The following is a 13,650-nucleotide window of genomic DNA, read 5'->3' as shown; positions in this document are numbered from 1 at the left end:
GTGGTTGTTTTTTTTTTTTGCCCCTACCGGCCCCGCCCCCCCCCCCCCGCCGCCACTGCCGCCGCCGCGACGCCACACCCCCACCCCGAACCCCCACCGCCCGTGACGAATATGTAGCGCGTCATGAAAAACCCTAGAAGTCTGCGTTAAAGCGGTCCGAGCCGCCGGGGAAAGCGAAGGAAGGCCGAAGCCCCCGATCACCTGCATTAATCACAGTGCACCTTTCAAAAAAACCGCCGCGTTGGGACAGACCGGACGTTGAAACACCGGTACGTTGCTCGCTACACATTTTTTGGAATCGCCCAGCAAAGACTGCTTGGTAATCGGCAACTCCTGCAATTCAGGCGAATCCACAGAAGTTGTATCAAGAAGGGAGCGTAGTCTACCGGAAAGCCCCTTTCAGCTCAAACCTTGATCTTCGGTCGGCGGCTGCCAATGCAAATTCCAACGGTCCTTTACACTGCCGCCCAAGCCCCGCAGGTTGGCCACCGCCAGCAATTGCTCGTCTCGGTAGAGCAGCGGCAATCTGCCACGGGCGAAACCCGGCACGCCGCTTTCATTGAGCAATCGCTTCAGATCGCGATGGCCGCGACCGGGCAGATTCATCACCTCACCTCCCTCACGATAGCGGATATGCAGCGGACCATCGGGGATTTGGCCGGTAAGTGTGATCACACCGTTGTCCGGCAACACCAGCGATAGCGAGGGATCAGGCCAGATTCCAACGACTGGCGGCGTGCGCAACCAGCTACCGGACAACCACCAGATGCGCCCTCCCGCCCGATGCAGTTCGCCATCCGCCAGCCGCCAGATCGGGCAGGCATCGCCGGTGGCATCACGTAAATTCTCCCAACCCGACCAATGGTCACTGTCCGGCAGTCGCGTCAGCTGTTCGAGCCAATGACTTAAGGCATTACGCTGACGAGCAGCAGACAGCCTTTCCAATGCCCCCAGTTCCAGGGACGGCAATCCCAGCCAATCAAAATCATTGGCAGTGCTGGCGTCAGTCAGGTCGATTTGCGCAAGCTCATCGAGCAATCCCTGCGCTTCACTCAAATGTGCAGCGCTGCGGGCCATGGTCGTTACCGCTTGCGGCCAGCGCTTGGTCAATACCGGGAACACCTGATGGCGAAGGTAATTTCGCGAGAATTGCCGATCCTGGTTCGATGGGTCTTCAATCCAGCTCAGCCGATGCTCCGCCGCATAGGCTTCAAGTTCAGCCCGAGTGGCATCGAGCAATGGCCGCAGCAGCTGCCCTTTACCGAGTGGGCGCTGGCGTGGCATCCCCGACAATCCCCTCACCCCTGCCCCACGCAACAGCCGGAATAACAACGTTTCCGCCTGATCGTCACGGTGCTGGGCAGTCATCAACACTTCATTGGCCTGAGTCGCCTCGATGAACGCGGCATATCGCGCATCCCGGGCAGCACGCTCAAGGCTGGCGCCGGGTTGAACCTGCACGCGAACAACCTGCAGCGGCACACCCAGCGCATCACAGACCGACTGACAATGGTCCGGCCACGCATCAGCCGCAGCCTGAAGGCCGTGATGAACATGGATGGCGCTTAGCGCCGGCAGGGCGTCGGTTTTCGCGAGGTGTACGAGAAGGTGCAGCAGAACGGTGGAGTCGAGACCACCGGAGAAGGCGATGCGCCAGGTTGTGGCGGTGCGCCAGGGGCTCAGGTTTAGCAGGAACCTGGCAGACAGATCGATATTGGAAGGACTCATAGAGATCGATCATTCCACATAAATCCCCTGTAGGAGCTGCCGAAGGCTGCGATCTTTTGATCTTGCATTTTCACGATCAAAAGATCGCAGCCTTCGGCAGCTCCTACAGGGGTGTAGCGAGTACAGTTACAGACCGTAGCTCATCAGACGCTCGTAACGGCGAGCCAACAGCGCTTCGTTATCGAACTTCTTCAACATCGCCAGCTGCGAGCTCAGCTCGGCACGGATCGATGCAGCCGCAGCAGCCGGATTACGGTGCGCGCCGCCCAAAGGCTCGCTGATCACTTTATCCACAATGCCCAGGCCTTTGAGGCGCTCGGCAGTGATGCCCATGGCTTCAGCAGCGTCCGGTGCTTTTTCGGCGGTCTTCCACAGAATCGAAGCGCAACCTTCCGGCGAAATCACCGCGTAAGTCGAGTACTGCAGCATGTTCAGTTGATCGCAAACGCCGATCGCCAGCGCACCACCGGAACCACCTTCACCGATCACGGTGGCGATGATTGGGGTTTTCAGGCGTGCCATGACGCGCAGGTTCCAGGCAATCGCTTCGCTCTGATTGCGCTCTTCAGCGTCGATACCAGGGTAGGCGCCCGGGGTGTCGATGAAGGTCAGGATCGGCATCTTGAAACGTTCGGCCATTTCCATCAGGCGGCAAGCCTTGCGGTAGCCTTCTGGACGCGGCATGCCAAAGTTGCGACGAACTTTCTCGCGCACTTCACGGCCTTTCTGGTGACCGATGATCATCACCGGCTGGTCGTCCAGACGGGCAATGCCGCCGACGATCGCAGCGTCGTCGGAGAAGTGACGGTCACCGTGCAGTTCATCGAACTCGGTGAAGATGTGTTCGATGTAGTCCAGGGTATATGGACGTTTCGGGTGACGCGCCAGACGCGCGATCTGCCAGCTGGTCAGCTTGCCGAAGATGTCTTCGGTCAACGTGCTGCTTTTGTCCTGCAGGCGGGAGATCTCATCGCCGATATTCAGCGAATTGTCATTACCGACCAAGCGCAACTCTTCGATCTTGGCTTGCAGGTCGGCGATCGGCTGTTCGAAATCTAGAAAATTCGGGTTCATAGGCGTCCGTCTTGGGTCGACATCCAAGAGAGCTTGGGCCGGCCGGTTGTCTATTCGCGCCCTACCTTAAGGGAGAGGCGCGTTCAGGTCGAGATTAAAAATTGGGTCGAGATCAGAGCTGCTCCCTTTTGGAAGAGCGGCACCTGACCGTCAACGGTATTGGAGGAAGACGTTGTCTCGCCCGAACTGGTCACGCAGGGCTTGAATCAAGGCATCCGCCGGGTCGATCCGCCAGGTCTCGCCGAACTGCAGCAAGGCCTTCGCATCGGGACTGGTGTATTCCATGGTGATCGGGCACGCGCCACGGTGACGCTTGAACAACTCACCGAGCCAGCGTAGCTGATCGCCTTTCAAATCCTGGGTCTGCAGCTTCAAACGCAGGCTTTCGGCCAGGTTGGTGCGTGCATCTTCCATGCTCATCACCCGCTTGACCCGCAGCCGCAAGCCACCGGAGAAATCGTCGTTGCTGACTTCGCCTTCGACCACCACCATCGCGTCGGTCTGCAACAACGACTGCGCCGAATGGAATGCTTCGGCGAACAGCGACGCTTCGATCCGCCCGGAGCGGTCGTCGAGGGTGATGAAACCCATCTTGTCGCCCTTTTTGTTCTTCATGACTCGAAGGGCGATGATCATGCCCGCGACGGTCTGGGTATCACGGGCCGGTTTCAGGTCGATGATGCGCTGACGGGCGAAACGGCGGATCTCACCTTCGTATTCGTCGATCGGGTGACCGGTCAGGTACAGGCCCAGGGTATCTTTCTCCCCTTTCAGGCGTTCCTTGAGGGTCAGTTCCTTGGCCTTGCGGTGATTGGCGTAGACATCGGCGTCTTCTTCGACGAACAGACCGCCAAAAAGGTCGACATGACCGCTGTCGTGGGTACGCGCGGTTTGTTCGGCCGCCTTGATCGCCCCTTCCATGGCGTTCAGCAAGACCGCTCGGTTGCGGTCGATATTGGCCTGATAGGCTTTCTGCTCGTCATGGAAGTAAGGCCCCAGACGATCCAGCGCACCGCTGCGGATCAAACCGTCCAGGGTGCGCTTGTTGATACGTTTGAGATCGACACGGGCGCAGAAATCGAACAGATCCTTGAACGGACCTTCCTGGCGCGCCTCGGTGATGGCTTCCACCGGACCTTCGCCCACACCTTTGATCGCGCCGAGGCCGTAAATAATTCGGCCTTCGTCATTCACCGTGAACTTGAACTCCGAAGTATTCACATCCGGCGCGTCGAGACGCAGCTTCATGGTGCGAATTTCTTCGATCAAGGTCACGACCTTGTCGGTGTTGTGCATATCCGCCGACAGAACCGCGGCCATGAATGGCGCCGGGTAATGCGTTTTCAGCCAGGCGGTCTGGTAGGACACCAGGCCATAAGCGGCGGAGTGGGATTTGTTGAAGCCGTAACCGGCGAATTTCTCTACCAGGTCGAAAATGTTACCGGCCAGGTCGGCGTCGATATTGTTGCTCTTGCAACCTTCAATGAAACCGCCGCGCTGCTTGGCCATTTCTTCGGGTTTTTTCTTACCCATGGCTCGACGCAGCATGTCCGCGCCGCCAAGGGTGTAACCGGCCATGACCTGGGCAATCTGCATCACCTGTTCCTGATACAGGATGATGCCGTAAGTCGGTGCCAGAACCGGTTTGAGGCCTTCGTACTGGTAGTCCGAGTGCGGGTACGCGAGTTCGGCGCGACCGTGCTTACGGTTGATAAAGTCGTCCACCATGCCCGATTGCAACGGGCCCGGACGGAACAGGGCCACCAGTGCGATCAAGTCTTCCAGGCAGTCGGGCTTGAGCTTTTTGATCAGCTCTTTCATGCCGCGCGACTCAAGCTGGAACACCGCGGTGGTTTCAGCTTTTTGCAGCAACTGGTAAGTCGGCTTGTCATCCAGCGGGATGAACGCGATATCCAGCGGGGGCTCATCGACCTTGGCGCGATCACGGTTGATGGTTTTCAGCGCCCAGTCGATGACCGTCAGGGTCCGCAGACCGAGGAAGTCGAACTTCACCAGGCCAGCGGCTTCAACGTCGTCCTTGTCGAACTGGGTGACCAGACCATCACCGGCCTCATCGCAATAAATTGGCGAGAAGTCAGTCAGTTTGGTCGGGGCAATAACAACACCACCGGCGTGCTTACCGACGTTACGCACAACGCCTTCCAGCTTGCGGGCCATTTCCCAGATTTCCGCGGCCTCTTCATCAACCTTGATGAAGTCACGCAGGATTTCTTCCTGCTCGTAGGCCTTTTCCAGGGTCATGCCGACTTCGAACGGGATCATCTTCGACAGACGATCCGCCAAACCGTAGGACTTGCCCTGTACCCGCGCCACGTCGCGGACCACAGCCTTGGCTGCCATGGAACCGAAGGTGATGATCTGGCTTACCGCGTTGCGGCCGTACTTCTCGGCCACGTAGTCGATTACGCGGTCACGACCGTCCATGCAGAAGTCGACGTCGAAGTCGGGCATGGATACCCGTTCCGGGTTAAGGAAACGTTCGAACAGCAGGTCATATTCCAGCGGATCGAGGTCGGTGATCTTCTGCACGTAGGCCACCAGCGACCCGGCACCCGATCCACGGCCCGGCCCCACCGGCACGCCGTTACTCTTGGCCCACTGGATAAAGTCCATAACGATCAGGAAGTAACCGGGGAAGCCCATCTGGATGATGATATCCAGCTCGAAATTCAGCCGGTCGACGTAGACCTGACGCTTGGTTTCGTAGTCTTCGGTGGTGTCCTTGGGCAGCAGAACGCTGAGGCGATCTTCCAGACCATCGAAGGAAACCTTGCGGAAGTACTCGTCGATGGTCATGCCATCGGGGATCGGGAAGTTGGGCAGGAAGTGAGTGCCCAGCTTCACTTCAATGTTGCAGCGCTTGGCAATCTCGACGGTGTTTTCCAGCGCTTCGGGAATGTCACTGAACAGCTCGGCCATTTCCTCGGCGCTTTTGAGGTATTGCTGATCGCTGTAATTTTTTGAACGCCGCGGATCATCGAGGGCACGGCCCTCACCGATGCAAACGCGAGTTTCGTGAGCGGCGAAGTCTTCCTGCTTGATGAAGCGCACGTCGTTGGTCGCGACCAGTGGCGCACCGATTTTCTCGGCAAGGGCCACGGCAGCGTGCAACTGTTCTTCGTCGTTGGGGCGGTTGGTGCGCTGGATTTCCAGGTAGAAGCGATCCGGGAACACGGCCATCCATTCGCGCGCCAGGTTTTCCGCTTCGGCCGGGTTGCCACTGAGCATCGCCAGACCGATCTCGCCTTCTTTTGCCGCCGACAGCATGATCAAGCCTTCGCTGGCTTCGGCCACCCACTCGCGTTCGATGATGACCGAGCCATTGCGCTGGCCGTCGATGAAGCCGCGGGAGATCAGTTCGGTGAGGTTGCGATAACCCACGGCGTTCATCGCCAGCAGGCTGATCCGGCTCAGAGCGTTATCCGGATCCTTGTTCGACAGCCACAGGTCGGCGCCACAGATCGGCTTGATCCCGGCGCCCATGGCGGCTTTATAGAATTTGACCAGGGAACACATGTTGTTCTGGTCGGTGACCGCTACGGCAGGCATGTTCATGCCGACCAGGGTCTTGACCAGCGGTTTGATCCGCACCAGACCGTCGACCAGGGAATACTCAGTGTGCAGGCGTAGATGAACGAATGAAGCCGGCATAGTGATCCTGTCTAGAAACTAGAAACGTGAAGACAACAAGGCCCGGATTGTACCGGGCCTTGGCAAAAACATCAGCCTTGCGACTAACTCTCGATCAGGTTTTCCCGCGCCTCGTAAGCCAGGCGTACCGGGGCGAACGAGCGGCGGTGAATCGGCGTTGGCCCCAAGCGGGCCAGCGCCTCCAGGTGAACGGGCGTCGGGTAGCCTTTGTGGCCGCCGATGCCGTAACCCGGGTAAATAAGTTCGAATGCTGCCATCTCACGATCTCGGCTGACCTTGGCCAGAATCGATGCCGCGGCGATGGCCGGTACCTTGCCGTCGCCCTGCACCACTGCTTCGGCGCGCATCGACAGCTTCGGGCAACGATTGCCATCGATCATCGCCAGTTTCGGCGTGATGTGCAGACCTTGGACCGCGCGCTGCATGGCCAGCATGGTGGCGTGGAGAATGTTCAGCTCGTCAATTTCTTCGACTTCGGCGCGAGCAATGCACCAGCTCAGGGCTTTTTCGCAGATCTCGTCGTAGAGTTTTTCGCGGCGTGCTTCGGTGAGCTTCTTCGAATCATTCAGGCCCAGAATCGGACGGTTCGGATCGAGGATCACCGCGGCTGTCACCACAGCACCACAAAGCGGGCCGCGACCGACTTCGTCGACGCCGGCGACCAGATCTTCAACTTCGGCGACCAGGGTGAAGTCCAGGCCCATCTGAATGCTTGCTTTGCTCATTGTGTTTTGCCGATCAGGTTCAGTACCGCGTCCGCCGCCTGATTGGAGGCGTCCAGACGCAAGGTACGGTGAATTTCATCGAAGCCGCGGGTCTGTTCTTCACCGCCTTCGATCAGTGGCGACAGCGTTTGGGCCAAGGCTTCAACCGTCGCATCGTCCTGCAGCAACTCGGGCACCAACAGGCGCTGGGCCAGCAGGTTCGGCAAGGAGATGTAGGGACTTTTCACCATGCGCTTGAGAATCCAGAACGTCAGCGGTGCCAAGCGGTACGCGACCACCATCGGCCGTTTGTACAACAACGCTTCCAGGGTCGCCGTTCCGGAGGCAATCAGTACCGCGTCGCAGGCCGCCAGGGCCAGATGGGATTTGCCATCGAGCAATGTCAGCGGCAGATCTCGGCCCGCCAGCAGCTCTTCAAGTTGCTGGCGACGCTCGGGGCTGGCGCAAGGCATGACGAACCGCACACCAGGGCGCAGGGCTTGCAGACGCTGGGCCGTATCGAGGAACAACGCACCGAGACGGCCAACTTCGCCACCGCGACTGCCGGGCATCAGTGCGACCAACGGCCCGTCGGGCAAGCCGAGTTCAGCCCGCGCGCCGGCGCGATCGGCTTCAAGCGGGATCGCATCGGCCAGTGAGTGCCCGACAAACCGCACCGGCACGCCCTTCTCTTCATAGAATTTCGCTTCGAACGGGAACAGCGTCAGCATCAGATCGCAGCCTTCGCGAATCTTCAGCACCCGCTTCTGCCGCCACGCCCAAACCGACGGGCTAACGTAATGCACGGTCTTGATTCCGGCCTGACGCAGCTTCAGTTCGATATTGAGGTTGAAGTCCGGGGCATCGATGCCGATGAACACATCCGGCTTCTCGGCGATCAGGTCGGCGATCAACTTCTTGCGGCGAGCCATCAGCTCACGCAATCGGCCCAGCACTTCCACCAGGCCCATGACCGAAAGACGCTCCATCGGGAAATACGAGGTCAGGCCTTCGGCCTGCATCAGCGGACCGCCAACACCGATGAACTCGACTGCCGGGTGCTGAGCCTTGAGTGCGCGCATGAGACCCGCGCCAAGAATGTCGCCGGAAGCCTCACCCGCCACCAGCGCAATACGCAGATTAGCCATGATTAACGAGTGATGCCGCGGGTCGAAGACTGGATGGAATCACGGAACACCGCGACTTCCGGAAACTGGGCCGACGGTTCAGCCAGCTCGGCGAGCGCCTGTTCGACCGTCAGCCCCTGGCGGTAAACCACCTTGTAGGCACGACGCAGCGCGTGGATCGCATCTTCGCTGAAACCGCGACGACGCATGCCTTCGAAGTTCATGCTGCGGGCTTCGGCCGGGTTGCCGAACACCGTAACGTACGCCGGGACGTCCTTGCCGATGGCGGTGCCCATACCGGAAAAGCTGTGGGCGCCGATATGGCAATACTGGTGAACCAGGGTAAAACCGGACAGGATCGCCCAGTCTTCAACGTGCACATGGCCCGCCAACGCGGTGTTATTGACCAGGATGCAGTGGTTGCCGATGACGCTGTCGTGGCCGATGTGGGCATAGGCCATGATCAGATTGTGATCGCCCAAGGTTGTTTCAGAACGGTCCTGAACGGTCCCACGGTGAATCGTCACGCCTTCCCGGATGACGTTGTGGTCACCGATGACCAGCCGGGTTTCTTCACCCTTGTATTTCAGATCGGGAGTGTCCTCACCTACCGAAGAAAACTGGTAGATGCGGTTGTGCTTTCCGATTCGGGTCGGGCCTTTGAGAATCACATGCGGCCCGATCACTGTCCCCTCGCCGATTTCCACACCTGCACCGATGATCGACCAAGGGCCGACCTCGACGCCGTCGGCCAGGATAGCCGTCGGATCGATGATTGCGCGAGGGTCAATCAAACTCATAGTTTGCGTTCCGCGCAGATGATTTCAGCAGAGCAGACTGGCTTGCCATCGACCGAAGCCTGGCACTCGAACTTCCAGATCTGACGCTTGCAGCTGATGAAGCGGGCTTCGAGGATCAACTGATCGCCTGGGGTGACGGGCTGGCGAAAACGCAGCTTGTCGGAGCCGACGAAGTAGTAGAGCGTGCCGTCGGCAGGCTTCACGTCGAGCATTTTGAAGCCAAGGATGCCGGCAGCCTGAGCCATCGCTTCGATGATCAACACACCCGGCATGATTGGATGCGCAGGGAAGTGACCATTGAAGAACGGTTCGTTGATGCTGACATTCTTGTAGGCGCGAATGCGCTTGCCTTCCACATCCAGATCCACGACCCGGTCCACCAGCAGGAACGGGTAACGGTGAGGCAGGTATTCGCGAATCTCGTTGATGTCCATCATTTCGGGGGGAAGCCTATGTAAAGATTGGGAGGCGCGACTGACGCGCACCCCTCTAGCAAATCAAGGAGGCAGTCTAGCGGCTGTGCACACTTGATATGGAAATGGTATCAGCCATCTGATGAAGCATTACCGTCAGGGGTCACTTCCCCAACACGCTTTTCCAGCTGTCGCAGACGCCGCGCGATGTCATCGAGCTGACGGATACGGGCCGCGCTTTTGCGCCATTCGGCTGCCGGTTGCATGGCCGTACCGGAAGAATAGGAACCCTTTTCGGTAATCGAGTGGGTCACCATGGTCATCCCGGTGATAAAAACGTTGTCGCAAATTTCGATATGCCCCACCAGCCCTACGCCACCGGCGAGCATGCAATGCTTGCCGATTTTGGTGCTGCCGGAGATCCCCACGCACGCGGCCATGGCGGTGTGATCACCGACCTGGACGTTGTGGGCGATCTGAATCTGGTTGTCGAGTTTCACCCCGTTACCCAGAACGGTATCGGCCAGTGCACCGCGATCGATAGCGGTATTCACGCCAATCTCCACGTCGTCACCGACCAGCACACCACCGATCTGAGCGATCTTCTGCCAGACACCTTTCTCGTTGGCAAAACCGAAACCTTCGCCACCGAGTACGGCACCCGATTGAATCACCACCCGTTTACCGATGCGAACATCGTGGTACAGCGTGACTCGCGGGGCCAGCCAGCCGCCCTCGCCAATCTCGCAGCGGGCACCAATGAAGCAGTGCGCGCCAACGGTCACACCCGCAGCAATACGTGCGCAGCTTTCGATCACCGCAAAAGCACCAATGCTCGCCGCTGGATCGACCACTGCATCCGCTGCCACAACGGCTGTCGAATGAACACCGACAGCGGCCTTTGGCTTGGGATCGAACAGATGGGAAATCCGCGCGTAGGCCAGATACGGATCAGGCACGACCAGCGAATTACCTGCAAAACCTTCAGCGTCAGCGGCCTTCAGCAACAGGGCTGCGGCCCGGCTGTCAGCCAGGTATTTACGGTATTGGGGGTTTGCGAGAAAGCTCAACTGAGCTGGGCCAGCCTCTTGCAAAGTGGCTAGCCCAGTAATTTCTTTCTCCGGGTCGCCACGCAGTGTGGCGCCGAGGAACTCGGCCAATTGGCCGAGCTTTATAGTCGCTGTCATGGTTACTTCAGCTGATTCATGCGCTCGATAACCTGGCGAGTGATGTCGTACTGAGGTTTGACATCAATCACTGCGCCACGCTCGAAGACCAGGTCAAAAGCACCTTTCTTGATGACTTCTTCCACAGCGCTGTCCAGTTTCGGCTTGAGCTGTTTCAGCATTTCACGGTCGGCAACGGCTTTGGCTTCGTTCAGTTCCTTGGACTGGAACTGGAAGTCGCGGGCCTTTTGCTTGAACTCGAGTTCCAGGCGTTCACGCTCACCTTGCTGCATCTTGTCGCCGCCGGCCATCAGACGGTCCTGGATGCCTTTGGCACTGCTTTCCAGAGTCTTGAGTTTGGTCAGCTGTGGGCCGAACTTCTTCTCGGCATCAACGGCGTACTTCTTGGCCGCATCGGATTCCAGCAGAGCCATCTGATAGTTCAGAACGGCGATTTTCATGTCGGCAAAAGCCGGACCTGCTACCAGTACGGTCGCCAGGAGAACCAATTGAGTCAACTTACGCACGATGCACTCCTACAAAATCCATTGTCGTTATCTTGGGTCAGACGCTTAGAACGTCTGGCCGAGGGAGAATTGGAACACTTGAGTCTCAGCTTCATCCGGTTTCTTGATCGGCATGGCCAATGCGAAGCTCAGAGGACCCAGTGCGGTAACCCAGGTCACGCCTACACCGACGGAGCTGGCCATGTTGCTCAGGCTGATGTCGTTACACGCTGTTTGAGCAGTTGAACCGACATTTGCGTTCGTCGTTTTTTCGCACTTGGAGTCGAATACGTTACCCACATCCCAGAATACGGAAGTGCGCAGGGAACGCTGATCCTTGACGAATGGCAGGGGGAACAGAACCTCGACACCACCCTGGATCAAAACGTTACCACCGAACGGCAGCGGGTCCTGGTCCGGGTCAGCGAGCGTACCGGTGTTACCCGTCACAGCCGCACCGCGACTTGGGGTGCTGCGAGGACCGAGGGTGCTGTCCTTGAAGCCACGAACCGAGTTGAAACCACCAGCATAGTAGTTTTCATAGAACGGCAAGCCATCGGTAGAACCATAACCATCGCCATAGCCCAGTTCGGTGTGCAGGCGCATGGTGTAGTTTTCAGACAATGGCTGGAACAACTGGCCACGGTAATCAAGCTTGAAGAACGACAGGTCGCTGCCAGGCGTGGTGGTTTCCAGTGTCAGGCTTTGGGAATGACCACGGGTCGCCAATACGCCTTTGTTCAGTGTGGATTCGGACCAGCCGGCCGAAGCCTTGAAGTTCAGGTAGTTGTCGCCTTCCTTGTTAACGAAGTCGAAGATCTCGTCAACGGTGTACTGACCGGTCTTGATCTTGTCTTGTTGCGCGGTCAGGCCGAAGGTCAGACGCGAAGTCTCGCTGATCGGATAACCGACACTCACGCCTGCACCCAGGCTGTCTACGGCATAGCTGGCCACATCGACGTCAAGGTCGTCATAGTCGGTAGTGCGGTAGAACGCGTTGTAACCCAGGCTCACGCCATCAGCAGTCCAGTACGGGTCGACATAACCGAAGTTATAACGGCTCTGGTATTCACTGCGAGTCAAGCCGATGCTGACCTTGTTACCCGTACCCAGGAAGTTGTTCTGGGTAATCGAACCACCGAGGATCAGACCGGCGCTCTGGGCAAAACCAACGCTGGCGGTAATCGAACCAGAGGCCTGTTCTTCAACGCTGTAGTTCACATCTACCTGGTCGTCGACGCCCGGCACGGCCGGTGTTTCGACGTTCACTTCCTTGAAGAAGCCCAGACGCTCAAGACGAGTCTTGGATTGGTCGATCAGGTAAGTCGAAGCCCAGCCGCCTTCCATCTGACGCATTTCACGGCGCAGCACTTCGTCTTCGGACTTGGTGTTGCCACGGAAGTTGATGCGGTTCACGTAAGCACGCTTGCCCGGATCGACGGCGAACGTGATGTCGACGGTGTGGTCTTCATCGTGAGGCTGAGGCACGCCATTGACGTTGGCAAAGGTGTAACCCTCGTTACCCAGACGGCGGGTGATCAGTTCGGACGTGGTGGTCATCAACTTGCGCGAGAACACCTGGCCTTTCTGGACCAGCAGCAGAGACTTGACCTGGTCTTCAGGGACTTTCAGGTCGCCGCTGAGCTTGACGTCACGGACGGTGTACTTCTCGCCTTCATTGACGTTGACGGTGATATAGACGTGCTTCTTGTCCGGAGTGATGGACACCTGGGTCGAAGCGATATCCATGTTGATATAGCCACGGTCCAGGTAGTAGGAGCGCAGACGCTCCAGGTCACCGGAAAGTTTTTCACGAGCATACTTGTCATCGTTCTTGAAGAACGACAGCCAGTTGGTGGTCTTGAGTTCAAACAGGTCGATCAGGTCTTCATCAGGGAAGACGGTGTTACCCACCACGTTGATGTGCTGGATAGCAGCAACGGTGCCTTCGTTGATATTGACCTTCAACGCAACGCGGTTACGCGGCTGCGGCACCACTTCAGTGTCGACGGTAGCCGAGTAGCGACCCTGAGCGACATATTGGCGCTGCAGCTCGTTACGCACACCTTCGAGGGTGGCGCGCTGGAAGATCTCGCCTTCGGCCAGACCGGATTGTTTGAGGCCTTTCATCAGGTCTTCAGTGGAGATCGCCTTGTTACCCTCGATCTCGATACTGGCGACCGACGGGCGTTCGACTACCGTGATGACCAGGACGTTGCCATCGCGGCCCAGCTGGATATCTTGAAAGAAACCGGTTTTGAACAACGCACGAGTGGATTCCACCAGGCGACGATCATCCGCCTGTTCACCGACGTTCAACGGCAAAGCACCAAAGACGCTACCCGCGGAGACCCGCTGGAGGCCATTGACGCGAATATCAGAGATAGTGAAGGACTCGGCGTGAACTTCGGCGATCATCAATACGGTGAGAACCGCAGTTAGCAGCAGATGCTGCTAACT

The 13,650-nt window shown here is 58.2% G+C and carries 10 protein-coding genes; all 10 read right to left on the bottom strand.

The features are described 5' to 3' along the window. Positions 1–399: 399 nt before the first annotated feature. Positions 400–1,728, bottom strand: coding sequence for a tRNA lysidine(34) synthetase TilS (gene tilS, locus ACIQU2_RS28435; protein WP_403145841.1), 1,329 nt, complete (start codon positions 1,726–1,728; stop codon positions 400–402). 126 nt (positions 1,729–1,854) lie between these two features. Further along, positions 1,855–2,802 carry an acetyl-CoA carboxylase carboxyltransferase subunit alpha gene (locus ACIQU2_RS28430; RefSeq protein ID WP_008154040.1) on the bottom strand — a complete coding sequence of 316 codons (948 nt, stop codon included), beginning with the start codon at positions 2,800–2,802 and terminating at the stop codon, positions 1,855–1,857. A gap of 150 nt (positions 2,803–2,952) precedes the next feature. Beyond that, the gene (gene dnaE, locus ACIQU2_RS28425; RefSeq protein ID WP_403145838.1) at positions 2,953–6,474 is read right to left on the bottom strand and encodes a DNA polymerase III subunit alpha; all 3,522 of its coding nucleotides are present in this window, start codon (positions 6,472–6,474) and stop codon (positions 2,953–2,955) included. An 83-nt stretch (positions 6,475–6,557) separates the two neighbouring features. Continuing rightward, positions 6,558–7,184 (bottom strand): ribonuclease HII, encoded by a 627-nt coding sequence (rnhB, locus tag ACIQU2_RS28420; RefSeq protein WP_347804997.1) that lies wholly within the window; start codon positions 7,182–7,184, stop codon positions 6,558–6,560. An 11-nt stretch (positions 7,185–7,195) separates the two neighbouring features. Next, positions 7,196–8,326 carry a lipid-A-disaccharide synthase gene (lpxB, locus tag ACIQU2_RS28415; protein ID WP_403145837.1) on the bottom strand — a complete coding sequence of 377 codons (1,131 nt, stop codon included), beginning with the start codon at positions 8,324–8,326 and terminating at the stop codon, positions 7,196–7,198. 2 nt (positions 8,327–8,328) lie between these two features. After that, complete coding sequence (lpxA, locus tag ACIQU2_RS28410) at positions 8,329–9,105, bottom strand: acyl-ACP--UDP-N-acetylglucosamine O-acyltransferase (RefSeq protein ID WP_282482280.1); 777 nt, start codon at positions 9,103–9,105, stop codon at positions 8,329–8,331. Then, positions 9,102–9,542, bottom strand: coding sequence for a 3-hydroxyacyl-ACP dehydratase FabZ (gene fabZ, locus ACIQU2_RS28405; protein WP_008154051.1), 441 nt, complete (start codon positions 9,540–9,542; stop codon positions 9,102–9,104). Before fabZ ends, lpxA begins: the two co-directional genes overlap by 4 nt. A gap of 107 nt (positions 9,543–9,649) precedes the next feature. After that, positions 9,650–10,705 (bottom strand): UDP-3-O-(3-hydroxymyristoyl)glucosamine N-acyltransferase, encoded by a 1,056-nt coding sequence (gene lpxD, locus ACIQU2_RS28400; protein WP_347804993.1) that lies wholly within the window; start codon positions 10,703–10,705, stop codon positions 9,650–9,652. A gap of 2 nt (positions 10,706–10,707) precedes the next feature. Beyond that, positions 10,708–11,211: an OmpH family outer membrane protein gene (locus ACIQU2_RS28395; protein ID WP_008028980.1), complete on the bottom strand. Its 504-nt coding sequence runs from the start codon at positions 11,209–11,211 to the stop codon at positions 10,708–10,710. Between the two features lie 45 nt (positions 11,212–11,256). Continuing rightward, positions 11,257–13,608: an outer membrane protein assembly factor BamA gene (bamA, locus tag ACIQU2_RS28390; RefSeq protein WP_403145832.1), complete on the bottom strand. Its 2,352-nt coding sequence runs from the start codon at positions 13,606–13,608 to the stop codon at positions 11,257–11,259. Positions 13,609–13,650 lie beyond the last annotated feature (42 nt).

Origin of the sequence: Pseudomonas sp. NPDC098740, assembly GCF_044760065.1 — a bacterium.
GTDB lineage: Bacteria > Pseudomonadota > Gammaproteobacteria > Pseudomonadales > Pseudomonadaceae > Aquipseudomonas > Aquipseudomonas rossensis.
Note: the sequence above shows the minus strand (reverse complement) of the source record. Positions and strands in the feature narration are given on the sequence as shown.